The organism is Natronomonas amylolytica (assembly GCF_037031205.1).
Lineage (GTDB): Archaea > Halobacteriota > Halobacteria > Halobacteriales > Haloarculaceae > Natronomonas > Natronomonas amylolytica.
Genome location: NZ_JAYEZM010000005.1, coordinates 107,390 through 134,298, shown reverse-complemented (window position 1 = coordinate 134,298; position 26,909 = coordinate 107,390). Strand labels below are relative to the sequence as shown.

Here is a 26,909-nt window from a genome sequence, read left to right as displayed (position 1 = left end):
CTCCATTTCGGAATCACGGAGACCAAACGTCAGGGGCCGCGACGAACGAGATGTATACCGTAAGAATTCTCCATCAAGATATCGTTGACTCTTAATCGAAGTATCGTCGACTTCCCCACACGAAACGTACGTGTTCGGTGATTCCGACCGCGCCGAAAATGAATATCACCCAAATAAACATCTGCCGGTGTCGCATACCTGTCCCATAGTTAACGGTACCGACTCCATACAGGACGATACCCAGCAGAAGGCCTACGAGCAGGCCGACAGTCGCGGGGCGGTTTTGTTTTGCCATCGATCGAATTCCCCACGGAGAAGCGAGAGTAAATCCGATGCTGATGATACCTTCCATACCGACTAGGAGATCGGGGATCGTCTCGATCATCCACGGGAACGGAGCGTAGAGAAAGTACGCTGCCCCAACCCAGCTGAACGCCAATAACTCGATGAGGGTTTGTGGAATCACCTCTGGGAGGTAGACGGTCCGACCACCTGCCCGGATGTTACGTATTCGCGCTAGATAATCTATTCCCTCTCGAACAAACCCAGTAACAATTGCCACTCCAATCACCGTGATACCGGCCGTTACGAGAGCAGGCCAGACGGTCGGTGATGATCGCTCTGTTCCGTGCACGAGCAGCCCTGTGCCAATTGCTACCGCGTAGATCACGGCATTTTCAGGCCGCATGATGTAGGCGATGTATAGCAAGGCAGCAACGACTGTGTAGGTCGATAGTACGGGCAGTCGTCGTCTCTGAACAATCAGCAAGCGTGTAGCTGTCGTTATCGCGAACAGGACGATCGTCTCACGCAACACCGTGCTGTGAATAGCGACGACACTTGGATACAACAGGAGTGGAAGCGCAGCGAGTACTCCCGCTTGCCGTGAGTGATACGCCCGAGCAATACAGTAGACGTTGTAGACGGCAATTGCCCCGAGAAACGCGTTCCCGAGCCGTGCATAGAACCCGCTGGGACCCGGAAGCAACCAAAATGGAGCGAGAAACGCCCCCCAGAGGTCGTAAATATAGCCCTGCCCGGGGGCGACGAGCCCCCCACGCATGAGTCCTGCCGCGATTGTCTCTGCTGCACGCGCAAATCCCACGGCGTCGGCCGTCGAGTCGGGGTTGAGCGTCGTGACCGTCGTGATTGCCGCACCTACTACCCTGATTGCGAACGCGACAAGGAAGACAACCAGTCCTTCTCCTATCGCCGCGGTCTTTCGAGACATTAGTCTATCGTTCTCGGGGGGCCTTGCGCCACTTCGGTACCACGTTCATCTCGCTATTGGGCGGACTGCTCGCTCGAGTCACCACTCCCTGCTTCTTGTATCTCACGCCCTGTTTTTTCGACGTTCCGATAGACGGTGGTTTCTGTATAGCCATGCTCACTCCATGTATCCCATGTCTCGGAGTCGATCCGCCACGACGGAATCTGTTTCAGTCGTGTCTCCGTCACCCAGATAGCGACGCCCGCCGACGGTTGGGGGCCGTTCGGTCGATTGATCGGACGTACAAATCGATTCAAGGACTGCTCCGCTCATCTCTGCCGGTGGGGAGACGCCGAGCAAGGATAGTATCGTTGGCGCGATATCCGTCGCGTGCGGCTGTCCCGGCCGTTTCCACTCGATATCGGGGCCCGCAGCGATCAATAAACCACTATAGTTGTGGTTGAAGACTTCCGTAGATTCGAATGGGTCCGACTTCACGATGTCCGAGATTTCCCATCTCATATCATTCGGGCGGTAGATGATGTCCGGAGCGGAGGACTCGTTGGGGATATCGTCCCCCCACACATCGTGACGGTCTAGAACTTCGTCGAAGACCGGTTCACCGTCCGGCGACTCGATGGCTTCGAGTTCTTCGATGAGGCGCTTCCTTGCCGTTTCGAAGGAGTCTGACGAAACCACACCATCGGTTTCTCGTTCTTCGACGTTGAATCGGAGTCCAAGGCTTGATGTCGACCGGCAGTATACATCCGAATTCGACCAGTCGACGTGTCGTATCGAGTCTTCGAGGATTTCGTTCGGTAGGAGTTTGCGAACGGCGGTATCTAGTCCGACTTTCGCCAGTAGCGCCTCTGCCACCTGTGGACTGAGGCCCACGCGGTCGAGGGCACCGATGACGGCTCCACCGATCCGTGCCGACGTCGAGCCAGTCTCGCCGTGATCGCCCTTGAGCTTCTCTTTCGTGGTCGCGTTCCAGCCGATTCTGTTCGAGTCTGCAGTCGTCGCGAGATAGCCGTTCTCTTTGAGCCACGAGTTGACGTAGAAGACCGATTCGTATTGCCAGATTCCGTGATCTGAAACGACCAGTACGTTACATTCCTCGTCAATCCCGTCCAGTAGTGAGCCAATCGCCTTATCGACGGCCGAATACACGCGGGAAGCAGCCTCTTCGTCGGCACCAAATGTGTGATAGACGGAGTCAGTCCGCTGAAACTGGACCATCATAAACGACCAGTCGTATTCGTCGGCGAGTCGTTTCGACAGCGACGCCCGAGAGTGAATCAGTCTCTCGTATTCATCGAGCGTGGCTTCGTCCGGGTCGTTCCTATCAGCATAGATCCGATACTCTGGATCGATCTCCGATAGGGGGCGGGCTTCACCATCGACCAAACAGGTCGGGTTTTCGGGTGCGAGATAGCCTGGAATCAACGTACCGTCGAACGCGTGGGCCGGGTTCGTGACTGGCACATTAACCACGATGGAGGACTGGCCCCGTTCGGAGAGGTACTCCCACAGAAACGGGACTTGGATATCCTTGGCTGAGACCAGTTCGTGTTCGTAGTCGGGACCATGATTGAAAAAGTCGTAGACGCCGTGTGCTTGTGGCTCCGTCCCGGTTACGATAGACGGCCACGCTGATGGTGTCCACGGCGGTGTCGTCGTCTCTAGGTCCGTCCCACCGCCTCGATCGAGCAACCGTTGCAGATTTGGAAGGTCGCCGCGCTCGAGAAACGGATCGATCCGATCGAAACACGCCGCGTCTAGTCCTATGACAACTACCTTCTCACTCATTAGCTTTAGATTTCGTCCTTGCTCTGGTCTTCGTGCAGTAGTTTTCTGTACAGGCGGATATGCGCTTCGAGTGTCTTGCTGATGTCGAACTGCGTTCGAACACGGTCGAATCCTGCCTTTCCGAACGCTTCCTGCCGCTCCGAGTCGCTTAGCGCGAGCATCCTCTCTGCTAGTACCTTCGGCGCTTTCGGTGGGACGAGATAGCCCGTCTCCCCGTCGACGACCAGTTCGTCCACACCCGGGATCGTCGTCCCGACGACGGGGAGTTCCGCGGCCATCGCTTCCAGAAGTGTGATCGGAAGTCCCTCCCGAACCGACGCGGAGACGAAGACATCCGCGAGGGCATAGTATTCTACGACCGATGGCACGTGTCCGGTCAGTTTGACGTGCTGCTCAAGGTTCTCGTCTCGGATTTTCGTCCGGAGTTCGTCTTCCAGACTCCCGCTACCAACCAGCAGTAGCATCACGTCCTTGCGCTGGTCGGTCACCCGTGCCATCGTCTCGATGAGATCCGACTGAGACTTTTCGGCCTCGTACCGTGCGATGTTCAGGAATACGATGTCGTCTTCAATGTCCCATTTTTCTCGAACGCGATCCAAGTTCGCGGCACGTACCTCCTCGTTGTACGATTCGACATCGAGCCCGTTGTAGATGGTCTCCCACGTCTGTCCGTTAGTGTCGAAGGACTGTCGAACGCCTTCTGAGACGGCGATCGTCCGGGTGTCGAGACGCCGCGTGAGTCGTTCGAGCGTGCCGGTAATCGGGTGATAATTGTCCGCGACGTTGTGCTGGGTGCTGACGATGGTCTCGATATCTGTGAGTCTACCGAGTGGTCGCCCGAGCGCGTGCGAGAGGGGAAGATGAGTATGCAGGATATCGAACTCCTGCTGACGGAAATACCGCTCCATTCTGACGATCGATCGCGGATCGAACTTGAACGCCGCTCCAAAGTTCTGCACCTCGACACCGAGGTCGCGGAACTCCTCCGCTAGCGGTGCAGCCTCCTCGATCGAACAGACCGTCAGCGAAAGGCCCGTGTTCGCCTGCTGATTCGCGCGTGCCATCTCGAGGAGATGCGTCTCTGCCCCGCCGTATTCGAGTGAATTTACCAGATGGCAGACGTGCATTAGCCGCTTATCTATACCCGAAAGCGAAAGGGTATAAAAGCATGAGGAATCTCTCTGAGATATGTACTCTCTCTCGCAACTCCGGCGTGGGATTCAAAACCCGTGGCTGTTCTTTCGGGAAGCGAATCGACTCTATCACAGCCGAGCATACTCTCGCCCGTTCAATACGGAGGGCATAGATATCTTCGAAGAAGATTGGGACAATCTGCTCATTCTAGATGCCTGTCGATACGATATGTTCGAAAAGCATGCCGACCTCACTGGTCGTCTCGAATCGCGCATCTCCAGAAGCTCAAGTACCCAAGAGTTCCTTAAGGCGAATTTTCGCGATCGATCGCTGCTCGATACTATCTACGTCACAGCCAACCCACAGCTCTATCGTCACCGGGACTGGGTCAACGTCCAGTTCCATGAGGTTCGGCACATCTGGCAGGAAGACGGTTGGGACGATCAGTATCAAACCGTGTTGCCAGAGACGACCACCGACTATGCCCTGCAAGCGGCCGCTGACCATCCAGACAAGCGACTCATCGTTCACTACATCCAGCCGCACTATCCGTTTCTCACCGATGACGGGGGCCCGTTCCGCAATGACGAGATATTCCTCAAGCCCGACAAAGTCGGTGGCTGGGAGCGCGTGATGACTGGCGATTTAGAAGTCTCACGATCCGAGGTCTGGGACGCCTACGTCGAGACGCTCCAGCGCACACTACCAGCGGTCGAACGCCTCATCAAGGGCATCGACGGGAAGACGGTCGTCACGTCCGACCACGGGAACATGGTGGGCGAACGCGCGCGGCCGTTTCCGATCAGTGAATGGGGACATCCACGTGGCATCTACACTGAAGAGTTGGTGAAGGTCCCTTGGCTCGTGATCGACGATGAGCGGCGAAGGATTGTCGCGGAAGAACCAGTCGCTTCCGACGACGACGATGTCGCCGACGGGCTGGTGCAGGAACGACTGCAGAACCTGGGCTATCGATGAGTGCTACTGTATTCGTCACTGTCGTCGATCTCTCGACGATCTCCGGGAGTGGTGTCGCAACGCGTGAAATAATCAGGGGAGTGGGGGCAGTGTCGGACGACCGGTTGGTCGTACTCTGTCCAGAACCTACGGACGCGTTTCCTGACCGTCTGAAAGCGATTGTCGACGAGTTCGTCTTCTTGCCGGAGATGACGAATCCCGGATCGCCGCGATGGCATCTGCAAATGGAAGTGAGTATTCTCCGGAAGCTCTGGACGGTACTCCGAACAGAGAATCCCTCGGTAGTAGTGACACGGTTGTCGCCATCGACGCTGTTCCCGACACCGCTCTGCAAACTCTTCAACGTGCCGCACGTCCTATTGATCCGCGGCTGGGTGCGACGCCAAGACGAGTACGGTGGGACGAAGTTCGGTCGGGGAGTTGAGGAACTCGTCCGGATGAACGTCCGCCTCTCTACAAACGTGTACGTTGCGTTCGACGAACTCAAGACGTGGATCGATCCGTACCGCGGAGGCTCACAATCACCCGTCGAGGTATTACCAAACGCAGTCGATCCCACCCTGTTTTCGTCACAGTCCATTGGAGAGGCACGATCCGAAATCGGGATCGAGACAGACGACTTCATCGTCGGATTCGTCGGATCACTGGCTCCCCGACACGAGGTTTCGACGTTACTTCATGCGGCATCCCATCTCGACGACGTGGAACTCCTGCTCGTCGGCGATGGAGAGCTCCGGGAAGAACTGGAACAGCTCGCAACAGATCTCGGTATCCAAGACCGGGTGATCTTCACGGGCCAAGTTCCTCACGAGAGAGTCCCAACCTACATCGCGTCGTTCGATGCTGGCTACGGGGTCGTGAGTCCCGGGAAGGCATCGAACCCCATCAAGTGCTACGAATACCTTGCCTGCGAACGACCTGTCATCACGAGCCAGAAAGACGAATTCGAGTTCGTCTCAGAGATTGATACCGGTGAAGTCGTCGAGTCAGTGTCGTCTGAGGGGGTCCAGAATGCCATCAAGCGATTGCAACGACGTTCCCAAGCGGACCGTCTCGCGGCTGGCGAGCGTGGGCGACGATACGTCCGTCAGCATCACACTTGGGAGGCTGTGGGTGAACGCATCCTCGAAGATCGCGAGCAGTAAACCGCAGTCGTCCGAAGCGATGCTCAATCACGAGACAGCGCCGCAGGGACGCGACTTCACATGTACCCGAGCGCCTCAAGCTGCGAAATATCTTCCTGGGAGAGTTCGGAATCGTCTGACTCGGCTTCGAACATACGCGTGAGATTTTCCTCGCAAGACTCACGCAGGGCGGTAGGCGCGTCTCGATAGTCCTGTTCGGTACTGTTCTCGAACGCGAGACGTTGGCCGGTAGAATCAGCGATTGTCAGCCAGTCCTCGTCGATTGCGACCGAGTGGTGGACCGACGTCCGTAGTCCGAGGGCCTCCCGGGAGACGTTGGGATGGCGATTATAAATCTCGTTCCCACCAGTCGCTGGATATTCGACACAGACAGGGCCGTCGGTGACGAACGCGTCTTCAGCGGCCCGGACATCGGTATGCTCAGTACCGAACAGGCCGGTCAGGAAATCGAATATCCGCCGATTCGAGACGGGTTCGGAGACCGACCGTGGTTCCATATCCGGGTGGACAACCATCAGCGGCACTCGGAGTAACGGCTCGCTGATCGACGCCTCGTGGCCCATTCGACGATTGCCCAGAAAATCCGTCTCCCCCAAATTCTCGCCGTGGTCGCTGGTCACAATGAGGATCGTGTCCTCGAAATGATCGTTCTTTTTGAGAAACTCGACGAGCTGTCGCAGATGGTGATCTGCGGCGGCGACCTCGCCAGCGTAGAGCGATCGGATCTGTTCCAGTTCTCTATCGAGCGCCTCCCCCCGGTCGGTCCGTTCGATGAACTCCCAAGGCGCCGCGATTCGGTTCAGTCTCGCCGCGTCGATGTACGACAGTGATTCGGTCCGTTCGTCACGGAACTCGGCCCGCGGGTAGTACGGACGATGTGTGTCCATGTAGTTGGCGAAGACGAAGAACGGATCTTCGGCCTCCGAGATGAACGATTTGATTGCGTCAGTATTCCGCCCAGGGTCGTAGCTGTACTGGGTGTTCGAATCGAATAGTGGGTGCGGAATCCGTTGAAGAAGACTTGACCGCGTCGCGACCCGATTCAGCAGCACCGTCCCGAAGTTCAGGAGACTCCGCACGGGATATTCGTGAGACAGTGCTTCGAGCAGTGACGCCTTCGCGATCTCTTTCGACGTGATCGTGTCCCGACCTCCGCGAAGTTCGTAGGCGAACTCTGTGACATTCAGCCCCTTCGAGGCCGGCCCCCAATCGGCGGTGTAGGCGAACTCGTCGAACGGGACGTCGAAGCCGTTTCGTTGATTGGCGAACCCGTTTCCGGATACGCCGCACGTCTCGTAACCCTGCTCGGCGAACGCCTCTACTAGCGGTAGCTCGTCCATCCGCTGGTCGGCGACCCGATAGGACCCGTGTTCGCTCGGGAGTTGGCCGTTGAACAACGACGGATGTGAGGGGAGCGACCACGTTGAGGGTGCATACGCGTTTTCGAACCAGAGGTTTTCTTCACGAAGCTCATTCAGGAAGGATGCGTGGTCTCGAACATAGTCAAAACGAGTCGCGTCCCAGACCAGAAAGAGTACGTTTGGTTGCGTCTCTCGTGACATCTAGTCACCCACCCGTCCGTTCGATGAGCTGAGAGAAGAATATCAGCGAAACGATTGTCTGTCTCATGAAGTGTTGATACACAGCCACAGATTTAGAATCCTGTGGTCTGAGGGAGAAGCGAATGTCAGGAACTGCCGAGACCATCTAGCTCTCTGTTAGTCAGACCCCGATAAAGACGACCGCTGTCTGTAGGGTGAGGCCCTTATTGTGACATATCCGTTATTTGTGGGTAGACGCTGAACGAACAGAGGAGGGTTTGGTAATGCCAGACCGATTATTTTATCTAGATAGCTGCCAGGCGTATTGATATGTATATCCTCGGCGTCAAACCATCTCTCGGTCTCGCAGATGTCTTCCGATTTTGGGGGGTTCACGACGGAGGAGCTTGTTTAATAAAGAATGGTGACATCGTTGCGGCTGTACAAGAAGAGCGATTCACCAGGGAAAAGCGGGCGAAAAATACGTTTCCATCTGAAAGTGTTGAGTTCGTTCTTGACCGGGAAGGTATCGATCTCTCCGACGTAGATGCAGTCGCCATCGGCCGTGACCCGAAACGGAAAATTAGCTACTACCGCAACCGGATTCGAGAAGATCCACTATCGGCGATTCCGACGAGCAAGAAAGAGGCCTTGGATGCTCTCGAGGAAGCCAAGACGGCAGTCGCCGCGCTCAATGACGTCCACACGTATCGCGTCGAACAGGAGTTAGCGGACTTGGACTGCGGTGAGTTTGACGGGGCATTTCACACAGTCGCACATCATCGCTCACACGCAACCTCAGCGTGTTACTGTGCCCCCTTCGATCGTCCGATCACGATCACGATTGATGGCCGGGGAGAGGACGACAGCACCGTGCTCTGGGATGAGAGTCTGAACCGGGTCAAAGAATTCTCTAAGGAGAATTCGATCGGTCTCCTGTACTCCTATGCGACGCAGTATCTCGGGTTCCGCCACGGCGGCGATGCGGGGAAGGTGATGGGACTTGCGCCATACGGGGAGCGACGTCCTGCGTTCAAGCGAGCCTTCCAGTCTATACTCACGTTCGGAGACGGGGAGTACGACGTGACTTCGATTACAGCAGCTTCGGACCCAATTTCTGTGTTCGAAGAGCACTTCGGTCCGCGCCGCATTCATCCCGAGGAATTCACGCAACGACATCGGGATTTCGCGTACCACCTGCAGAAAACGACCGAAGAAATCGTACTCGACCTAGTGGAACACCACGTCAAAGCCCAAGGGAACAGAAACGTCGCACTGGCTGGGGGCGTCGCGATGAACTGTAAGCTGAATCGCGAGATTCTCGAACTGGATTGTGTCGACGACGTATTCATCCAACCAGCTGCTGACGATGCTGGCATCTGTCTCGGAGCTGCTCTTGACGTGGAAAACAAGCTTGGGGATGGTACTCCTAATCCTGAATTTACTAACGTATACTTCGGGCCGGAATACGACAACGCAGAGATAGAGAAGTGTCTCGAGAACGCGAAACTCGAGTACGAGCAACCCGACGACATCGCCGCTGAGGTCGCAGAGTTATTGGCCGATGGCAACCTCGTTGGGTGGTTCCAAGGTAGGATGGAGTTCGGTTCGCGTGCGCTCGGAAACCGGAGTATTCTCGCAGACCCGACCGACGAAGCGTCGCTCGATCGAGTGAACAAGAACGTGAAACATCGTGAGGCATGGCGGCCGTTCGCTCCGAGCCTCCTGTATGAGGCCAAGGAAGAATATCTCGAAGGTGGCGAAGAGGCTCCGTTCATGATTCTGCTCGATACGGTCAAAGAAGACAAACGGGACAAGATTCCTGCCGTAACACATGTGGACAATACGACACGCCCACAGACAGTCCGTGAGGAGGTCAATCCGAAGTATTATCGCATGATTGATGAATTTGGCGAGCGTACCGGAACCCCTGTCGTGTTGAATACGTCCTTCAATGTTGCTGGTGAACCGATCGTCGAGTCTCCTGCACAGGCAGTCGCAGACTTTTATAGCACGGGGCTGGACGCGTTGGCAATCGGAGATTATCTCCTGTTGAAACCAGGAGTCCGATGATCGCTGATATCATCTTATTTAGATGACGCTCCGTGTAGCGTTTCTCGTCGACACGTTTCCCAGGGAGAGTCAACGGTTCATCGTAAATCAGGTCACAGGGCTTCTCGATCGCGGACACGAGGTGACAGTATATTCGACCAATAGACCCGACGAAGGCGACTTCGCAAATACACATCACGATCTGGTTGAGTACACAGTCTATACTCCGATACCGACCAATCGGAAGCGACGAGTCATCAAGAGCGGTCGGCATTTCCTTAGTGGGGCTCTCACGTCGCCACTATCTGTTGCGCAGGCGTCAAACCCACTCCAGTTCGGAAAAGATGCCCTTTCCCTCCGGCCGCTCTATCGGCTCGCCCCGATGCTCAGGAAGTCGTTCGATATCGTCCACGTCCACTTCGGGCCAAACGGGCGGATTGCGGCGATTTTGAAACAAATCGGGATGTTTGGGTCATTCGTCACGACCTTACATGGATTCGGTGTCCGGCAGGCTCGTGAACATCCCGAGCAGTACTCGCGGTTGTTCGCTGTCGGTGATCGTTTCCTCGCTAATTCGCAGTACACGTACCAGCAATTACGCGATCTCGGAGTTGACGAAGAAAAGCTCGAACTCCATTACAACAGCATCGAGGTTGAGGAATTCCCATTCCGGTGGTCGGGACCCCTTCAGAGCATCCCCGAGCCACTCAAGTTGATCACGGTTGGACGGCTCGAAGATGTCAAGGGGATTGAGCACGGGCTCCGAGCCGTCGCTCAATTGCAAGAAGGGAGAGACGAGCCGATCGAGTATCACGTCGTCGGCGATGGGTCCAGACGGCCGGCTCTCGAATCATTGGCCGAGAAACTCGGGATTGGTTCGGCAGTAACCTTCCATGGCCACAGACACAGGGACGAGGTAAAGGACCACCTATCCGAGTCGCACCTTTTCATCCTCCCGAGTGTTGAGGAAGCGTTTGGGATGGTGCTAGTCGAGGCACAAGCAGTCGGGTTGCCGATCGTTGCCTCGGATGTCGGTGGCATCCCGGAAGCCGTGCGCGAAGGCGTAACGGCGAAGCTCGTCCCACCCGGAGAGTCACAGGCGATTGCAGCGGGATTGGAAGGCTGGATAAACCGTTTTGATGAATGGCCGGAAATTGGAGCAGAAGGACGGGAGTACGCCAAGAGTAAGTTCGAGAAAAACGCATTAATAGACGAACTGATTAAGATTTATCGAGAGACTCGGTAAGCAGCTAAGATTGGAAAAGAAAATAGAAAACACGTATTACCAGCTTATTCCAATCAGAACATAACCGATAGCTACAACCATGACAATGATTGTAATTGGACTTGATGGATTTCATACCAATTTACTTGAGTTCACACCTTTCACTCAGGAACAATTTGAACAAGGAAATAGCGGGACGCTATCAAGCACGCAACCGCCCGTAACCGCGCCTGCGTGGGCATCGTTCCAAACAGGAGTTAATCAGGGGAAACACGGTGTTTTTGATTTTATTGAATATACTGAAAACTATGAAATGGAGTTTGTAGACGGGAAGAAACTACGAGCAAAACCAGTCTACGAGCGGCTCGATGAATCGGGCTACGATTGCTATCTCCAGAATTTGCCTTTCTCCATGCCACCTCGTATTGAAGGAGATATAATGCCGTCTTGGCTCGATGGCGAAGAAACAGAACCTATGCCTCCCGATCTTACAGACAAGTATAACGTCCGAAGGCCAGTTTATCCTGATCTGGACGGAGACCATTTGGAAAACATCGAAGAGATGGCTGATTCGTTCAAATTTAACTCAGAGATTTTCACTTCGATCTTGGACGAGGGAGATCACGATTTCTATTTCTTTTTGGTGAGCGTTACAGACTGGCTACAACATGAGGCGTATGATTCCCTAATTAGTGAACCAAATTCTGAGATAGCTCAGTCAGCGAAGGGTCTTTTGGGATCTGTAGATAGTTTCGTTAAAAAACTATTCTCAAACGTCTCTAATAAAACTGATATTCTCCTACTGAGCGACCATGGATTCCGATTATACGAAGGCGCTTTTTTTGTAAATGACTGGTTAGCGGAACAGGGATATTTGAATCAGTCAGCTGATGGCGTTCGGTTCACAACAAAGAACGAAACGGATAGTACAATCGTGACTGGGGGTGACTTCGGCAGATGGATACGTAATAGATGGTTCTGGAAATTCCTTAGACCATTAAAAAATGCGGTTGAAAGGGGATCCGAGATATCTTTCTCCGCTGAACAAGGGATTAATCTCGATAAAACAATCGTATACTGCCGATCAAAAGACGAAAAGGCAATCCGAGTTAATGAAAGCTACATCGGGAACGACAAGGTGAATATTGAAGGTATTGTTGCTGAGTTAGATGAGGATGACCGTGTCAGCGCTAATCTGGGTTCAAATCTGTATTCAGGGCCATATACTGATGAAGGCGGCGAGATAATCCTGAAGGATGAAACACATCTTGTTAAACGTGGGCCAGTGGGCGAAGTAGCCACCGATGAAACAATAGCGCATCATGCTCAAGAGGGAATTATCATTGGAAGTGGTCCTTCGTTTAGCGATGATCCAGAAAACGCAAGTCTAGTTGATGTTATGCCGACGATATTACTTCAATTCGGACTCCCCATTCCAGAGTATCTTGACGGGAAAGTTCTAGCTGAGTTTATAGATAAAAAGAACGCTAACTTCATCCATGAGACGGAGTACGACCCGAAGTTCTATTCCAAGTCAGAATCATCCGAGGAGGTACAGGATCGACTTGAGAATCTCGGATATTTAAACTAAGATTGAAGAATAATAAGCTTATTTTGATGATTTGTCCAGAGGCCTCCAGCCAGAATCCCCGGAGCAACCATCTGTTTTAAAACATTTGATTTTGGAAGCTTAGATATAAATTGGAATCCAATTGGGCGGATAGGCAAATCAACAATGTCAATAATTGATAGTCCTGCTTTTTTGAATGCTTTTTTATACTGTGACCGAGGCCTTTCATAAAAATGAGATTTTTCTGACTTCTTTCCTAATGGCTCTTTTTCCCAATTAATCCGACATAGAACATAGCCACTATCTTTAACAACCCTACTCATTTCCATAATCGCATTTTCCCACAGTTGGTCATCGGTAATGTGGTATAACACAGAAAATGCGGAAACAATATCAAAATTAGTCGTAAAGGGCAAATAAGATGCAGTTCCTTGACAGTATTCACCCAACTCATCCGATTCTTTTGCTTGTTGGACAGCAGTTCTGGAGAAGTCAATCCCATATAGTGATCCGACAGATTTTGCAAGCCGTGAGGAGACTAGCCCTGGTCCGGATCCGACACATAAGACTCTCTTTTCACTTAGTGACCCATCCAATCTTTGTAGATTATCAATTACTATGTCTGCAAACCGGGCTTTGGCCTCGCTATTTAGGGCATCTGGATCCGTATACACAGATGAACCGGTGCTCCGATGGTTAGCTCTATATCTCGATTCCCAGTATCTTTTTAATGAATCCATAATCGTGGCTTTCTTTCGTGAGATAAAAAGTTGGTCGTGTCGTCTGGAACTTCATTCGTCAGCTGACGTTTATCCATCTAGTACTTTGTTCGATGAATGTCGATTGTAGTGTCTGCACCAAATTGAGAGGTTGACAACAGCGGTTAAAAATACCCGAGTTCTTTAAGATGGTCTTTTGTCTGGTCACCGATTTCCATACTAACAGATTCACTTGGCGTTTTAGGTCCGTGATCCTCCAATTCAGCTTCTAATATCTCTCGTAATCTCTCCATCTTGGGTTTCTCATCGTCCCAGAGATTTTTTGTAGAGCCAAAAAACGCGCGATGTGAGTGAAGACCGGATCGATTCATTCCATGGTCTGATAGGACGACAAGAGTGTCATTGCTATCTAATTCGGACTGCACTTGTCGGACAATATTGTCGTAGAATCGATACCAACGACTGATTATCTCCTCAGACTCTCCAAACATATGTTGTATGAAATCGAGACCAGCAAAATGTGCCCATACTAGGTCATGGCCATCATTGATTTTTTGTAAGGTCTGGGCGAGATGGCCAGAATCAAGCTCAAATGCACGTTTTTCATATAATTCTGCTGATACACCTAGCGAATACTCTGAGGGATTATCTGCATTTTCTTTCTTTACCATCTCGTTCAAGTCATAATTTCTCATATCCTCGTTGATCCCTGGGATTGAGACGAGAGAGGGAGACTCAGCTGCAGTAACCAAAGACGACTGATTCTCGATGAGTACTTTTCCAGCACTATGTTTATCAAACTCGTTTGAATTCTCAATAATGCCTAATCTTTTTGCGATTGTAGAGGCTGCTGGTAGTGCAGAAGCTGGTAGTATTTCTTTAATATAACTAATATAAGTCGCATTCGTAGTAACTCCTTGATCACTATCGGAGGAATTATACCCACTCTTTCCTTCATAGAATTCTGGCCATATATTCTTGGGACTTTTGCCATAAAGCATGGCAGGCCACAACACCTGAGTGACCAGTTCACCAGCTGCCAGACCATCAAATGGCCGTAATTCGTGTTTTTCTTCTAGTCCACTGACTGTTGGTGTTGAGTATTGTTGATATCGCTTATAATCCCAACTATCTAACCCCAAAACTACGAGCATATGCTATTGTCAGACTGGATACGGTATAAACTCGTCGTTAGGCTTACCAGGTCGCAAACTGTTCTTTACAAACGGCCACCAAATAAAGATATATACTTCTCTTCAATCTATAGGACTAAATATTTTCACAAAGGTTGTTAATTATCTTTTGTTTATATTGTATCCGGAGTGATTTATTCTTATTTTTTATAGTTCTCTTGTTATTTATGCCTGCGATTGTATCTCATACAAATTAGAGTATGGACCATCATTATCAAGTAGATCTTCGTGGCTTCCCCGCTCAACTATCTCTCCATCTTCTATTGAATAAATTCTATCCGCATTCTTAACTGTCGAAAGTCGATGTGCAATTCCGATTATCGCATAGTCACGCTCCATATTTTCAATCGATTGCTGTACTTCTTTTTCTAGATTAGAATCAAGATCGCTTGTTGCCTCATCTAACACTAACACGTCAGCGTCTTTCAGGAGCGCTCGTGCCAGCGCCACGCGCTGGCGCTGCCCCCCTGAAAGTCGGACACCCTCATCACCGAGTTGAGTTTCGTATCCATCCGGTAACTCGTCGAAGAACTCGTCAACCTTAGCGATTCGTACTACATGGTTGAGTTGCTCTTCCGAAACATCTCGGTTTCCGATTGTGAGATTATACCGTAGCGTATCGTTGAAGATGAACGGGTCCTGTCGTACTACTGCAATTCTTGATCGCCATTCGCTGATATCCATTTCATGGATTGGATGGTGATTTGCTCTTATCTCGCCAAAATCCGGCTCATACATACGAACCAATAATGAAGCAATTGTCGACTTTCCGGCACCAGATTGACCTACAAATCCAACGAACTCCCCTTTCTCGAATTCAAATGAGATTCCTGAAAGTGCTTCGTCCTCTTGTCCTTGATAGGTGAATTGGACATCATCGAACTCTACAGTTCGAACTTCCTCCGGCGCTGGCTCTTCATCGCCCCTCAGTTCACTATTCGCTTCCAGTTCGTCAATGAACTGCTGCGTTCGAACTAGATGAGGGAGATTGTTCTCGATTTTATAGAACTTAGAGTTCAGATTGCTAGCTTTCGGCCCAAGTCGGAACATCGCGAATAAGAAAACTCCGAGTGCTCCAAGAGAAAGGTTCAAAAACGAGAGGGCGAGGTAAATCAACACAAATACTGAGATGGCCGTCAGAAGATTATAGAAGTTTTGTATAGCCTGTTCGTTCCGATGCAGAGTGATGCTTGAGATGGCGAACTGATTGACGCCATCAAGAAAGTCTTCGAACAGTTCTTCCTCTAATGCGAATAATTTTGTATCTCGAATCCCCTTCGTCCCAGCCTGTGCAGCCTGTTGAATATTTTCGTTTGCGTCAGCAACCTCGTCACCTAGTTCATACCCTGGCTCTATGACAAACCGGAATATGGCCGCAAAGCCACCGAGAAAGACAAGCGTAAAGAGGGTCAGTAGTGGTGAAATAACTAGCGCGACTAAGAGGTACATCAGCGCGAGAAAGCCTTGTTCGAGAAAATTAATAACGATTTGAATCGTTCGAGCCGCATACTCAGCCTGTGTCACGATTGCGTTTAGAATATCATCAGACCCCTCCTGATCGAAATATTCGATACGTGCTTCGAGAGCATTATCGAAAGATTGCTTCTGAAGCTCTCGCGTATAATCGAAAACCATCGCACTCCGCATCCATCGAACGAAGAACGTCAGCGTCCACCGCACAGTCAGCACGGCACTCACGCCGACGACGACGAACCCGAGCGTGAAAGGTATTCCCAGAAAGTCGTACAGAGAGACGAACGCCAGCAGGATACCGTCGGCCTGTTGTGCCGGATCACCGGGAGACTGGACGATTTCCACGATCGGCAAGATAAATCCGAGACCGACGCCTTCCAATAGTGCGGCGAATACCCCGCCGACGATGATTGCAGCAGTAAGACGCGGTCGGTATCTGGCAACCCGAATCAGCGCCCGGAGTTGCTCTCGCCGACCGATGTCTTCCGATTCGTTCATTGAGAGAGGAGTTTCTCCTCTCTGATTTTATATTCGTTGGTTTCCCGACCACCGTGTGAGGGCCCCCATCGTGTCGCAAGGTTCAGGAGCTATGGTAAAGCACAGACACGATCCGCGCGGCACCAAACCACGCTCCTGTGCGAGGACCATTCCACAGTATCATCGATACGAGGAACGCTGTTCGGGTTTGTCAAAGTCGTTGACACGCTGGTCGTGTTAGCCACGTCGTTACTGGGATTATGCGAGCCGTGTTCGTTCTCATCTCCGGCGTCGTCTACGCTCACAAACACGAACCACGCCATGATCAGTTTCGGCATCCAGCATCGCAACGGCAATCAACGAGAACTACACCAATAGTCCGGCCCACAATAGCGTCTGACGACCAGAGATGATGTCGAGGAGTAGCTCATAGCATCTCGAAGCGATCGGCAAGACGCTCTGGAGGTGCCCCCGAAGAGGACTGGAAGGTCGTTCTTGAGGCGCTCCCAGAATCGATGTCCGTCGATGTACTGAATCACCGGAATGTTAGTGACGAGTTCCGGAAGTACGGCCGTCGACCCCTTGGTACGACGGTTTCAGTCCACATTCTGGGCAACGAACGATTGGCCTCACCAGAGATACATCCGTAGTCTACAACCAAGCTGATGGATAACCCACGGCCAGTTAAGACAGCAATAGGCCGTGACTTCGAATCGAGAGTATCAGGGCAGTCTCTGGACTGCTTTGCGACGCGATCCGGAGATGAGTATCGAAATCCGATAATTCGTGAGGAGATGACCGGAAGTCCGCGCCTGTACTGAGACAGCGATTCATCCGAGAAGGTCATCTCAATTCTCAAAAAGAACCGTGGAAACGCAAGTCATTCCTTGCCAATAAGATTGCGTCCGACTATCCAAATCTGCCGTATTACAATCTTCAAATCGAACCACAGTGACTGCCGCCGAATATATTCCACGTCGTAGCGCAGCTTCTTCTCCGGTTCCGTACTCGAAACGTCGTTGATCTGTGCCAGCCCTGTCAGTCCGGGCTTCACGAACCAGCGCTTTCGCCAGTCATCGGCGACCGACTCCAACTCAACCTCCTCTTCGACCCACGCGGCCCGAGGGCCGACGACGCTCATGTCGCCTTTCAGAATCGACCACAGCTGTGGAACCTCATCCAGATGCGTCCGACGAAGCACCGCACCGACACGCGTAATATGAGGATTCTCCTCGTCATCGACCGGCTCAGCGTCCTCAGCGTTCTCTATCATACTTCGGAACTTGTACACCCGGAACGTATCACCGAACGAGGCCGTCCGTTCCTGCCCGTACAATACTGACCCACCATCCTCCAGTTTGATTGCAACCGCAATCAGCAACATAACAGGCGACAGCACAAGCAATCCAACCCCGGCAAACACCGAATCGAAGATTCGCTTCATGACGTGATCAAGCGGGTCCCACGGCTCCAGATCCACGTCGACCAACTCTTCGCTCCCGAAGCCGGTCGTCAGCACGCTATCGGCGTGTTCGCGGTGGATCTTCGCGGTCACGCCGTACTCGTAGCAAGCGTCAAGCGCACCGAAGAACTCCGCGCGATCCGGTTGAGCGAACGCGAGTGCAACCGTGTCAATGTCGTACTCCACCAGCACCTCGTCGAGCCGTGAAAGGCCACCGAGACACGCCAGTTCGTCGAGTGTCTCCGGCCGGCCGCCGTCAGCGCTCGCCGGCACGGCTGGCTGTGGCTCGCGGTCGGCCCCGAAGTACGCCGACGGTGGTGAGACGTACCCGACGACACCACCGTCGAGCGCCGCAAGGATGTCGTCCATCGTATCAGGGTCGTCGCCGACGATGAGCGTCCGCCCCGCCTCCCCACGGGGACGCCGTCGGATGGCCACGAACCACGACGGCATCACCACCAGCGCAATCACACCTACCACCACGAGCGTCGCCCGCGGGAGTCGATAGGTGTAGTCGAAATAGCCGATCGCGGCCAGGGCGATACAGGCCAGCAGGACGCGCCGGGCGGCCAGTTCGGCGGCATCGAGAATCCGACGCGGCCGCGGCTTGTAGAGCGGCACGAGCGCGGCCAGCATGACGAGCGCAGTCGTCGCCGCCTCGAAGGCGAACTCCGTGCCGTATGCTGGCTCGAAGGGCAGATGGCCGATAACGGGAACGAACGCGAACCCAGCCTGCAGCGCCGGGACGTTGGCAAGGCGGACGGCGAGTACGGAAAGCGAGACTACCCCGAGGACACTCGCGATCCGATACCGCCACCCGCCAGTCATATTCTGCCCTCCGAATCCGAGGTGAATAAACGCTCCGACTGTGTCGGACGGTTGTTGGACTCCCCCTGCAGTCCCGGTCCCGAACAGACGTGAGTCTATTATGCCATCGCCGAATACGCCTCTTCGTGGACGAAAACGATCGTTCAATCGTCGGGTTCGTAATGGCCGGCCACGCGATGGTCCACATTTACGAGTTGTCGATACCCATCCTGATGACGGTGTGGCTCCTCGAGTTCTCGACGACGTCGGCCGTCCTGGGCACGGCCGTCGCGGTCGGCTACGGCCTCTTCGGCGTCGGCGCGCTACCCGGTGGCCTGCTGGTCGACCGCTTCGGCTCGCGACGCCTCATCAGTCTCTGTCTCGCCGGGATGGGAATCTCGTTTCTGACGTTGAGCATCGCCCCGAACGTTCTCGGTATCACGGCAGCCATTGCCATCTGGGGCGCGGCGGCCAGCGTCTACCATCCCGCTGGCCTCACGCTCATCAGCAACGGCGTCCGCGAGCGCGGTCGGGGGTTCGCCTACCACGGGATGGCCGGCAACGTCGGTATCGCGGGCGGGCCGCTCGTGACCGCGCTGCTCTTGCTTGTCTTCGAGTGGCAACTCGTCGTCGCACTCCTCGCAATCCCGGCGCTGATCGCCGCGGTCGTGGGGCTGTCCATCGAGTTCGACCCGACAGCAGCCGTCGAGATGGCCGACGGTGGCGAGCGTCAACCCCCGTCGTCGCCCGCCGAGTTCCTAACCGAGACCCGACAACTGTTCACGGTCGGCTTCGCGCTGGTCTTCGTCATCGTCGCGTTCAATGGCCTCTACTATCGCGGCGTCGTCACGTTTCTGCCCGAATTACTCGGCGAGTTCCTCACGGCGGCCATCGGTGATGCCCGCCTCGGACTCTTCGCCCCCGAGAGCGCCCTTGCCGAGGAGTTCGACCTCGCGCAGTACCTGTACGCCGGCCTGTTGATGGTCGGCATCGGCGGGCAGTATCTGGGCGGCCGCCTCACCGAACGCATCGAACCCGACCGCGGGATGTTGGTGATGCTCGGCTTGCTCACCACCTTCGCTCTGTTGTTCGTCCCGGCTGCCGAGACGGGGCTGTGGGGGCTGTTGGCGGTGAGTTTCCTGCTCGGGTTCGCGCTGTTCGCGATGCAACCGCTCTCTCAGGCGACCATCGCGAAGTACTCGCTCGCGGGGTCGCGAGGCCTATCCTTTGGGTATACGTATCTCGCCATCTTCGGCGTCGGCGCCCTCGGAGCCGCGATCATCGGCGCCGTGCGGACCTACGGTTCGACGTCGATACTGTTCGTCGTGTTGGCCGGGTTCTCGATGACGGCCGGCCTTCTGGCACTCCTTCTGATTCGAAGCGAGTAGCGCGCTCCTTGAACGGACAGCGAGCCGACGACGCCAACATGAGCGGTGCGTACTGTTTGCGGTTTTCGCACTGGGGAATGAACGCCTCGATGCATAGACGTGGATAGAACGTCAATCTCTCCTCGAACAGACCACTCCCACGAACGGGAGAAGCGAGGAGTATTGCAGATGCTGGTGCAGGATTTGGGATCAGAGCGAATCGACGACTGGTAAGCCAACAATCCGGGCTAGGCCGACGACCTTCCAGACCTCAGCGAAGACGAGGAGAATTCGGATTGACTCCCTCCCACCCTAAAGGAGTGGCTTTCGCCTCGCTATCGCTGTAACCTCCAAACCGGCGTAACTTAGTTAGGCCTGTATGCAGACCGTATACATATGAGTACGTCCATCCGAGTCTCCGACGACACGAAGGAGATGCTGGAGCAGTTGAAACGGGAAGACGAAACGTTTGACGAACTCTTAGAACGCCTCGCACAGAGCGAGAAACCCATCAACATCGGCGCGTGGAGCGAAGACCAGGCCGACCGCGCACGAGAGGCCGTAGAGCGTTCTCGGGAGAGCTTCGAGCAGTGACGTTCCTCGATTCCTCCGTCATCATCGACATGCTCGAAGGGGTGCCGGACGTCGTCGAATATGTCGAAGACCGCTCGCAACCCTATCTTACGTCCTCGGTCTGTGTCTTCGAGGTGATTAACTGACGGGTGGGGTCGGGAAAGACGGACGTCGTCGATGTTCGCCAAGAGTTCGGCGGTGTTCACTCGATCGATCTGAACGAGCAAATCGCTTTGGAGGCGGCCCGGATGCAAGACCAGCTGATGGAGGACGGGGAACGAATGGCCGCGCGCGACCTTCTCATCGCGGCGACCGCGCGGTCGACCGGGAGCGAACTTGTTGTCGCGGACACCGATTTCGAGACCCAACTTCTCACCGACCTGATGGACGTCACGAACCTCCGAACAGAAGACTAAGGGCTGTTACTCGCTAAGCGGCTGGCTATCGTTTCGCTCCTGAGACTCTACGTTGATACTCCAATTTCGCACACTGAGGGCTACGACGCCAACACCAACGGCTCGTACCACTCCCGATTCGCCCGGTACCACTCGATGAACTTCTCGACGCCCTCCCGAATCGTGTGGTCAGGGTCGTAGCCGAGAAGGTCCTCGGCTTTGGACGTATCCGCATGCGTGTGCTCGGCGTCGGCATCGTAGCGTTCGGCGTATTCGAGCTCCAACTCGGGCGCCAGTTGGTCTCGAATCTCCGCCGCCAGCGTCCGAATCTCAATGTTGTCCGTCGAGCCGATGTTGACCGCCTCGCCGTCAGCGGCGTCGCTGTCCAGTAGCGTCCGGTTGGCATCGATGACGTCGTCGATGTAGGTGAAGTCCCGCGTCTGGGTGCCGTCGCCGTAGACGACCGGCGGCTCGTCGTTCAGGCACCGGGAGACGAAATTCGAGATGGCCATGTTCGGCCGCATCCGCGGGCCGTAGACAGTAAAGTATCGCAGCGCAACCGCCGAGACGTCGTAGACCTCGTTGTACGCACAGGCATAGCGCTCGGCGGCGAGTTTCGAGGCGCCGTACGGCGAGACCGGCAGTGTCGGGTCAGTCTCCGAGAAGGGAACGTACTCCTCGCGGCCGCCGTAGACCGACGACGAGGAGGCCATCACGATTCGTTCGAGGTCCGTATTTCTGGCCGCATCCAGAATGTTGAGCGTCCCGTCGACGTTGACCGCGTCGTACTCCCGTGGCGCTTCGACGCTCGGTCGAACGCCCGCCTTGGCGGCCTGATGATAGACGTAGTCGGCCTCGTCGACGAGTTCCGAGACGAGATCCTCGTCTCGAATGTCGCCGTCGACGAACTCGTAGGCGACGCCCTCGCGGTCGGCAACCTCGCGATGAACGTCGAGGGTGTGTTCCTTGAGTCCCAGATCGTAGAAGGGGTCCATCGCGTCGATGACGGTCACGTCGTGGCCGTCATCGAGGAAGGCCTCGGCGAGATGGCCGCCGATGAACCCGGCGCCACCGGTGACGAGTACGTGCATAGGATTGGGTCGTTTCGACCGCACAAAAAGCCGCCCGGAATCGGCGCGCTATTCGGAGGTCGTACCGGCTTCCTCGCTCTCGTTTTCAACCTCGTAGCCGTCCTGCAAGCGCCGTTCGGCTTCCTCGCGGTCCTCGGGATAGCCGACGTCGATACGCCAGCCGTCCATCCGAATCGCGTCGATGGTCCGACCCGACTGAATCAGGAGGTCGATGGCATCCGAGAGTTCGAACTCGCCGCGGTCGGAGGGCTGGACGAGATGGCAGGCATGGAAGATGGCCGGCGTGAACGTGTAGAAGCCCGTCATCACGAGGTTCGTCGGCGGGTCCTCGGGTTTCTCGATGACCTCTGTTATCTCGCCGTAGTCATTGGTGTCGCAGACGCCGTAGCGAGAGGCTTCCTCCCACGGCACCTCCTCGACGAGGAAGGCCGCATCGGTCCGGTTTTCCTGCTGACGGTTGACCACGTCCGCGAGGTTCGCCTCGAAGATGTTGTCCCCGAGGATGAGCATGAAGTCGTCGTCGACGTGCTCTTCGACCGTCAGCAGAGCGTGGGCAAGCCCCTTCGGCTCCCGCTGGTGGGTGTAGGTAATCGGGACGCCCTCGTATTCGTCGCCGTAGTAGTCGATGATGCGTTCCTTCTTGTAGCCGACGACGACGAGCAGTTCGTCGGCGTCCAGTTCGATGAGTTGGTCGAAACAGTGGCTCAGAATCGGTCGGCCATCGACTTCGACGAGAGCCTTGGGCTTATCCTCGGTGAGGGGGCGGAGGCGGGTCCCCTCGCCGGCGGCGAGTACGACAGCTTGCATATCCTTCCTCTACTAATCTCGTCTACAAATGCTTTCGGCAAGCGATCTTTCAGAACGGAACACGGATGAACTGACGATTTACTCCATATATCCGAGTTGTTTTAGTCGATCTGCGACATCTTCATCGGCCACACCAGAGGCCTCTGCGCGCCTGATAGGCTCCTGAGTCCGTTCTTCGGGTTGCGTTTCAAAAATCGGTAGAACCTCACCATCTATATCGGTCGGACGGGGGACATCGAACACCGATAGGACCGTCGGTGCGATATCAACGATATCGATTTCTCCCAACCCACCGCATGGTTCGAAGTCAGGGCCTTTGGCGGCAAAGATACCGGTGGGTGTGTTTTCTGCGGCCCATCGGTCTGGCTTCGTTTGTATCTCTCCTCCACCGAGTCCGTCGTTTACGTGGACACCCGGTCGCTGGTCAAGTACGATTTCTGGGCCCTTCTGGACGTACCGTCCCGAATACACGTCTTCCCCGTGATAGACGTTCGTGAACAGCGGGTTACCGTTCTCGTCGGTAACGTTCTCAAGATCGGCGACGAGTTTCTCACGAACCAACTCGGTGTTGAATTCCGGGTTCAGATAAATCGGACCTTGGCCGCTTGCAACTGCCTTCGTGTGATTGACATCAATTTTATCAAGTTTCCGTTCTCGTTTAACACCAGCACTCTGTGGGACGAGTTTCTGTATGTGTTCGGGGACGGTCCGAGAGAGAACATCAACCAGATTCGCGCGTTTTGCGAGGTCTAAGACGTTCTCTCTCGTCAGTCCGAAACGCTGGAAGTAGTCTTCGATAGTACGGGTCTTCTGGAGATACCCGTTCTCGGCCAGCCATTCATTAATATAGAATTCCGTCGTCGTCGCGTCACAACCGTGATCGGACATGATAACGAGATTTGTATCCGGCAACTCATCGATTCTACCAAGCCACTCATCAACGATCTTCCAAGCCCGTTTCGTCGGTTCCTCGTTCCAGAAGAAGTGGTGGAGAACGTTTAGATAAAAAAGCGTCACGTGTACGAAATCAAGTTCTCGCTCTTCCAATGCATCGATGGCGACTTGTAAGCGGAGGTCCAGTAAATCGAGGATCTCTTCGACTTCCTCGCCGCGTTCCTGGTTGGACGAGAGAAGTGGTTCCGGGTGGACGCGATAGTCGTATCTCGATTCGAGATCATCCGCCAACTCCGAAGGATACGTATATCCAGATTCGATCGAACGATACTCACCGCTGACCGCGTCCGGGCCGCCACAAACGATCATCTCGTCGATTTCACGCGGTGGATACATCGTCGGCATGTTGACCACACCTGCCGAATAGCCATCTGCATTGAGATAATCCCAGAGTTCAGCAGTATCGAAACTGGAACCGTTCATTACATCGATTTGTTCGCGTTCGAGATCAATATGCTCAAACCAAAAGACGCCGAACTTACCCGGGTTTTTCCCCGACGAGTAACATTTCCAGTTCGGAAACGTAACGGGGGGCAGACAGCTCCGGTTCGTGGCCCACGAGCCGTCTTTGCGGATGCTCTCGAGGTTAGGGAGTTCATCTGCCTCAATCCAAGGCTCAAGCAGCTCCCAACTCGCACCGTCGAGACCCACGACGAACGTTCGGGACATAGCCACACTCGCTCCGTTATCGGGGAATATTTTCCGATTTAACTCGAGACGAACGACAGCGGGTTCTGGCGAACTGTCGGATACCATCCGAGAAGTGCAGGGATGTAAACCCCAAGAACACGGTCTACAAGTACGGTCGAAGCAGCAATTTCGTATGGCACGCCCAACGCGACGAAGACGAACGTTGCTGTCGCTTCCGTGACGCCGATGCCACCCGGTGTAAGGGGAAGTAACGTAACGCTATACGCGGCAATAAGTATAACCGGTAAGGCGGTGGCTGGTTCGAAACCACTCCCGAGCGCACCAAATAGCACATAGACGCGGAGCGCGGGAAAGACAGCGAGTGACCCGATCCACCCGGTGATGAACACCAAGAGTACCCGAGGAGATGTCAACGTCTCTTGGAATACATCGGCCGAGTAACCGGTAAACTCAGGTACCCGGTCGAATAGCTCGCTGATTCGAGATCCGATAATTGGAATCCGTCGAGAGGGCGCTGACAATCGAACAACAAGAGCGTCAACTATCTCCATTTTCAGGCCGGCAATCAATATGAGAACGCCAGCAACCAGGTACAGCGCCGTCGATAGCAACAGGAGTCCGAGTAAACCAGTACTAATCCGACCGAATATAACTGCGATACCGACGAGTGCAGTACCAGCATACAGCAAACCATACAGGCCAGTATTGACTCCCGTAATACCGGCCGCTGTCCCGACATTCACACCGGCTCGTTGCCGAACGACCAGCGGCGCGGCCGAGCGACCCGAGAGTCGAGAAGGCATCAACTGGTTGAGGAAATTAACGACTAAATCGATTTCAATCGCGGTCAGAAGCGTAATTTCCGTCGTGTGGTCCACGATTGAGTACCACATCAGGGACCGAAAGACGACTCCACTAATCGCGAGTGCTACGAGCAAGCCCAGAACCGACGGAGAGATCTCTCCGAGAACATCGATCGTCTTATTCCAGTCACCACGGTTAATGACCCATATCAGAGCAGCGATACCCAACAGATATCGGCCGATTCGCGCTGCCTGCGATCGAACGGACTTACTCACAGCGCGTCCACTCCAACGACCGAACTTGCGGGAACGAATTCGTATTCCATCGATAGTATCTGCCGAAAGGTCTCACGCATCCACTCACCCGTCCGCCAACTAACCCGCTTCGGTAACCCTTCGACTGATGGAAGCTCAACGAGCTCCCACGGATGGGTATACAATACCGGAATTGTATCCGAGCGACGTAGTAGTTCCAGCCCGAGCAGGGTATACCGACGACCGAGTAATCGGGTCCATGCGCCGGACAATGGCAATCGGATTCCCGGCATAATGCTCAAAGGCAGTTCGTAGATATCCGGAGCCCCAGGCGCGAGGTTAGTCATTGAGCAAGGTTCAGTAATCGAGTACTCACCCCCATACCATCCGGGGATCTTGCGTGCCGGAACGATACTCGAGTCGTACGTATACCCGACATCGTCAAGAAGCGGAAAGAATCCAGCCGGACGTTTGAACGCGGGTGCTCGGAACCCGTTGACCGTCTCCCCAGTCACGTCCTCGAGAACGGTTCGAGATCGCTGTAGTTCCATCCGCTGTTCGTCTTGAGGAAGGTCGGTCAGTAGCGGGTGTGTCAGCGTGTGAGATGCGATTTCATGGCCGGCATCGGCTATCGAAGCGATCGTATCGGGATATTGCTGTGCGACTTCGGCAACCACGAAGAACGTCGCAGTTGCATCGTGTTCTGCGAGCAACTCGCGAAGGAAGGGCCACGCATCAAGGCCAAGTGTCTCGTCGGCAATAGAGCCGGACACACCCCGATAGGCAGGCGTGTGAGTGAATAATTCGAAGTCGACGGATAGAACGGCTTTATCAGTCGTCATCGCCGGTCTCGTTTGGTCTACTGTCCCCCCGGCCATCCGTCATGCTCGCGTTGAGAAGGCTCAACTCTTCGTTAAGTCTCGAGACTTTATCATAGAGCCGACTAGTCCGATGAAAGAGGTATATAATCAGGATAAACTGTACGAGACTCGAAACGATAAGTATGGCCCGAGCTTTCCATTCAAGACCGATAACGGACGCTATGACCTCAAAGATGTCAGGATATACCGCGACGATAATGAAACCGAGCCCGATTCCCGCCATAGTGAGGAACAGAGCCACATCCCCCCGACCACGCTTGACCATTCGGTAGCCGATGTAGAGGAATACCCATCCCAGGGCGAACGTGATACCATTGATAAGCGTATACTCAACCAT

At 54.3% G+C, this 26,909-nt stretch carries 21 protein-coding genes and 1 pseudogene; 8 read left to right on the top strand and 14 right to left on the bottom strand.

Annotated elements, in window-relative coordinates; genetic code table 11:
* Nucleotides 1-91: 91 nt before the first annotated feature.
* From U5914_RS08615 to U5914_RS08605, 3 genes are all read right to left on the bottom strand, one after another.
* Complete coding sequence (locus tag U5914_RS08615; RefSeq protein WP_336135348.1) at nucleotides 92-1,231, bottom strand: glycosyltransferase family 39 protein; 1,140 nt, start codon at nucleotides 1,229-1,231, stop codon at nucleotides 92-94.
* A 156-nt stretch (nucleotides 1,232-1,387) separates the two neighbouring features.
* Entirely contained in the window at nucleotides 1,388-3,019 is a 1,632-nt protein-coding gene (locus tag U5914_RS08610) for an alkaline phosphatase family protein (protein WP_336135347.1), read from the bottom strand.
* Nucleotides 3,020-3,024: 5 nt separating this feature from the next.
* Nucleotides 3,025-4,146 (bottom strand): glycosyltransferase, encoded by a 1,122-nt coding sequence (locus U5914_RS08605; RefSeq protein WP_336135346.1) that lies wholly within the window; start codon nucleotides 4,144-4,146, stop codon nucleotides 3,025-3,027.
* 61 nt (nucleotides 4,147-4,207) lie between these two features.
* Between U5914_RS08605 and U5914_RS08600 the strand changes: the two genes are divergently transcribed.
* Together U5914_RS08600 and U5914_RS08595 are read left to right on the top strand one after the other, a co-directional pair.
* Nucleotides 4,208-5,131, top strand: coding sequence for a hypothetical protein (locus U5914_RS08600; protein WP_336135345.1), 924 nt, complete (start codon nucleotides 4,208-4,210; stop codon nucleotides 5,129-5,131).
* A complete protein-coding gene (locus tag U5914_RS08595) occupies nucleotides 5,128-6,276 on the top strand; it encodes a glycosyltransferase family 4 protein (protein ID WP_336135344.1) in 1,149 nt (382 codons plus the stop codon). Before U5914_RS08600 ends, U5914_RS08595 begins: the two co-directional genes overlap by 4 nt.
* A 56-nt stretch (nucleotides 6,277-6,332) precedes the next feature.
* Here the strand turns inward: U5914_RS08595 and U5914_RS08590 are convergent, their stop codons facing one another.
* Complete coding sequence (locus U5914_RS08590; protein WP_336135343.1) at nucleotides 6,333-7,838, bottom strand: sulfatase-like hydrolase/transferase; 1,506 nt, start codon at nucleotides 7,836-7,838, stop codon at nucleotides 6,333-6,335.
* Between the two features lie 309 nt (nucleotides 7,839-8,147).
* On the opposite strand from U5914_RS08590, the gene U5914_RS08585 reads away from it, so the two are divergent.
* From U5914_RS08585 to U5914_RS08575, 3 genes are all read left to right on the top strand, one after another.
* On the top strand, nucleotides 8,148-9,890 hold the full coding sequence (locus tag U5914_RS08585; protein WP_336135342.1) for a carbamoyltransferase family protein: 1,743 nt from the start codon (nucleotides 8,148-8,150) through the stop codon (nucleotides 9,888-9,890).
* A gap of 22 nt (nucleotides 9,891-9,912) precedes the next feature.
* Nucleotides 9,913-11,115: a glycosyltransferase gene (locus tag U5914_RS08580; protein WP_336135341.1), complete on the top strand. Its 1,203-nt coding sequence runs from the start codon at nucleotides 9,913-9,915 to the stop codon at nucleotides 11,113-11,115.
* Nucleotides 11,116-11,194: 79 nt separating this feature from the next.
* Nucleotides 11,195-12,685 carry an alkaline phosphatase family protein gene (locus U5914_RS08575; protein WP_336135340.1) on the top strand — a complete coding sequence of 497 codons (1,491 nt, stop codon included), beginning with the start codon at nucleotides 11,195-11,197 and terminating at the stop codon, nucleotides 12,683-12,685.
* Here the strand turns inward: U5914_RS08575 and U5914_RS08570 are convergent.
* The 4 genes from U5914_RS08570 to U5914_RS08555 all read right to left on the bottom strand — a co-directional run bounded on the left by U5914_RS08570 (nucleotide 12,682) and on the right by U5914_RS08555 (nucleotide 18,816).
* On the bottom strand, nucleotides 12,682-13,404 hold the full coding sequence (locus U5914_RS08570; RefSeq protein ID WP_336135339.1) for a class I SAM-dependent methyltransferase: 723 nt from the start codon (nucleotides 13,402-13,404) through the stop codon (nucleotides 12,682-12,684). The two genes, U5914_RS08575 and U5914_RS08570, sit on opposite strands and share 4 nt — an antisense overlap.
* A gap of 143 nt (nucleotides 13,405-13,547) precedes the next feature.
* Nucleotides 13,548-14,537, bottom strand: coding sequence for an alkaline phosphatase family protein (locus U5914_RS08565; protein WP_336135338.1), 990 nt, complete (start codon nucleotides 14,535-14,537; stop codon nucleotides 13,548-13,550).
* A 204-nt stretch (nucleotides 14,538-14,741) separates the two neighbouring features.
* The gene (locus U5914_RS08560; protein ID WP_336135337.1) at nucleotides 14,742-16,547 is read right to left on the bottom strand and encodes an ABC transporter ATP-binding protein; all 1,806 of its coding nucleotides are present in this window, start codon (nucleotides 16,545-16,547) and stop codon (nucleotides 14,742-14,744) included.
* 859 nt (nucleotides 16,548-17,406) lie between these two features.
* Nucleotides 17,407-18,816 carry a sugar transferase gene (locus U5914_RS08555; protein ID WP_336135589.1) on the bottom strand — a complete coding sequence of 470 codons (1,410 nt, stop codon included), beginning with the start codon at nucleotides 18,814-18,816 and terminating at the stop codon, nucleotides 17,407-17,409.
* A 125-nt stretch (nucleotides 18,817-18,941) separates the two neighbouring features.
* On the opposite strand from U5914_RS08555, the gene U5914_RS08550 reads away from it, so the two are divergent.
* The 3 genes and pseudogenes from U5914_RS08550 (at nucleotide 18,942) to U5914_RS08535 (ending at nucleotide 21,151) form a co-directional block, all read left to right on the top strand.
* The gene (locus tag U5914_RS08550) at nucleotides 18,942-20,183 is read left to right on the top strand and encodes an MFS transporter (RefSeq protein WP_336135336.1); all 1,242 of its coding nucleotides are present in this window, start codon (nucleotides 18,942-18,944) and stop codon (nucleotides 20,181-20,183) included.
* Nucleotides 20,184-20,558: 375 nt separating this feature from the next.
* A complete protein-coding gene (locus U5914_RS08545; protein WP_336135335.1) occupies nucleotides 20,559-20,756 on the top strand; it encodes a DUF7557 family protein in 198 nt (65 codons plus the stop codon).
* Nucleotides 20,753-21,151, top strand: a pseudogene (locus U5914_RS08535) (PIN domain-containing protein). The gene U5914_RS08545 and the pseudogene U5914_RS08535 overlap by 4 nt, the downstream one beginning before the upstream one ends.
* 80 nt (nucleotides 21,152-21,231) lie before the next feature.
* Here U5914_RS08535 and U5914_RS08530 read toward each other — a convergent pair.
* The 6 genes from U5914_RS08530 to U5914_RS08505 all read right to left on the bottom strand — a co-directional run bounded on the left by U5914_RS08530 (nucleotide 21,232) and on the right by U5914_RS08505 (nucleotide 26,909).
* Nucleotides 21,232-22,221, bottom strand: coding sequence for a GDP-mannose 4,6-dehydratase (locus tag U5914_RS08530; RefSeq protein WP_336135332.1), 990 nt, complete (start codon nucleotides 22,219-22,221; stop codon nucleotides 21,232-21,234).
* Nucleotides 22,222-22,269: 48 nt separating this feature from the next.
* The gene (aglF, locus tag U5914_RS08525; protein WP_336135331.1) at nucleotides 22,270-23,028 is read right to left on the bottom strand and encodes a UTP--glucose-1-phosphate uridylyltransferase AglF; all 759 of its coding nucleotides are present in this window, start codon (nucleotides 23,026-23,028) and stop codon (nucleotides 22,270-22,272) included.
* Between the two features lie 78 nt (nucleotides 23,029-23,106).
* Complete coding sequence (locus U5914_RS08520) at nucleotides 23,107-24,651, bottom strand: alkaline phosphatase family protein (protein ID WP_336135330.1); 1,545 nt, start codon at nucleotides 24,649-24,651, stop codon at nucleotides 23,107-23,109.
* 38 nt (nucleotides 24,652-24,689) lie between these two features.
* Nucleotides 24,690-25,712: a lysylphosphatidylglycerol synthase transmembrane domain-containing protein gene (locus U5914_RS08515; RefSeq protein ID WP_336135329.1), complete on the bottom strand. Its 1,023-nt coding sequence runs from the start codon at nucleotides 25,710-25,712 to the stop codon at nucleotides 24,690-24,692.
* A complete protein-coding gene (locus U5914_RS08510; protein ID WP_336135328.1) occupies nucleotides 25,709-26,533 on the bottom strand; it encodes a polysaccharide deacetylase family protein in 825 nt (274 codons plus the stop codon). Before U5914_RS08510 ends, U5914_RS08515 begins: the two co-directional genes overlap by 4 nt.
* Nucleotides 26,523-26,909, bottom strand: a complete 387-nt coding sequence (locus U5914_RS08505; RefSeq protein WP_336135327.1) for a DUF2304 domain-containing protein — start codon at nucleotides 26,907-26,909, stop codon at nucleotides 26,523-26,525. Before U5914_RS08505 ends, U5914_RS08510 begins: the two co-directional genes overlap by 11 nt.

What these genes read in the sequence shown, in the direction of transcription:
- U5914_RS08615 (WP_336135348.1), bottom strand. Translation starts at nt 1,231, where the DNA reads ATGTCTCGAAAGACCGCGGCGATAGGAGAAGGACTGGTTGTCTTCCTT.
- U5914_RS08610 (WP_336135347.1), bottom strand. Translation starts at nt 3,019, where the DNA reads ATGAGTGAGAAGGTAGTTGTCATAGGACTAGACGCGGCGTGTTTCGAT.
- U5914_RS08605 (WP_336135346.1), bottom strand. Translation starts at nt 4,146, where the DNA reads ATGCACGTCTGCCATCTGGTAAATTCACTCGAATACGGCGGGGCAGAG.
- U5914_RS08600 (WP_336135345.1), top strand. Translation starts at nt 4,208, where the DNA reads ATGTACTCTCTCTCGCAACTCCGGCGTGGGATTCAAAACCCGTGGCTG.
- U5914_RS08595 (WP_336135344.1), top strand. Translation starts at nt 5,128, where the DNA reads ATGAGTGCTACTGTATTCGTCACTGTCGTCGATCTCTCGACGATCTCC.
- U5914_RS08590 (WP_336135343.1), bottom strand. Translation starts at nt 7,838, where the DNA reads ATGTCACGAGAGACGCAACCAAACGTACTCTTTCTGGTCTGGGACGCG.
- U5914_RS08585 (WP_336135342.1), top strand. Translation starts at nt 8,148, where the DNA reads ATGTATATCCTCGGCGTCAAACCATCTCTCGGTCTCGCAGATGTCTTC.
- U5914_RS08580 (WP_336135341.1), top strand. Translation starts at nt 9,913, where the DNA reads ATGACGCTCCGTGTAGCGTTTCTCGTCGACACGTTTCCCAGGGAGAGT.
- U5914_RS08575 (WP_336135340.1), top strand. Translation starts at nt 11,195, where the DNA reads ATGACAATGATTGTAATTGGACTTGATGGATTTCATACCAATTTACTT.
- U5914_RS08570 (WP_336135339.1), bottom strand. Translation starts at nt 13,404, where the DNA reads ATGGATTCATTAAAAAGATACTGGGAATCGAGATATAGAGCTAACCAT.
- U5914_RS08565 (WP_336135338.1), bottom strand. Translation starts at nt 14,537, where the DNA reads ATGCTCGTAGTTTTGGGGTTAGATAGTTGGGATTATAAGCGATATCAA.
- U5914_RS08560 (WP_336135337.1), bottom strand. Translation starts at nt 16,547, where the DNA reads ATGAACGAATCGGAAGACATCGGTCGGCGAGAGCAACTCCGGGCGCTG.
- U5914_RS08555 (WP_336135589.1), bottom strand. Translation starts at nt 18,816, where the DNA reads ATGACTGGCGGGTGGCGGTATCGGATCGCGAGTGTCCTCGGGGTAGTC.
- U5914_RS08545 (WP_336135335.1), top strand. Translation starts at nt 20,559, where the DNA reads ATGAGTACGTCCATCCGAGTCTCCGACGACACGAAGGAGATGCTGGAG.
- U5914_RS08530 (WP_336135332.1), bottom strand. Translation starts at nt 22,221, where the DNA reads ATGCACGTACTCGTCACCGGTGGCGCCGGGTTCATCGGCGGCCATCTC.
- aglF (WP_336135331.1), bottom strand. Translation starts at nt 23,028, where the DNA reads ATGCAAGCTGTCGTACTCGCCGCCGGCGAGGGGACCCGCCTCCGCCCC.
- U5914_RS08520 (WP_336135330.1), bottom strand. Translation starts at nt 24,651, where the DNA reads ATGTCCCGAACGTTCGTCGTGGGTCTCGACGGTGCGAGTTGGGAGCTG.
- U5914_RS08510 (WP_336135328.1), bottom strand. Translation starts at nt 26,533, where the DNA reads ATGACGACTGATAAAGCCGTTCTATCCGTCGACTTCGAATTATTCACT.
- U5914_RS08505 (WP_336135327.1), bottom strand. Translation starts at nt 26,909, where the DNA reads ATGGTTGAGTATACGCTTATCAATGGTATCACGTTCGCCCTGGGATGG.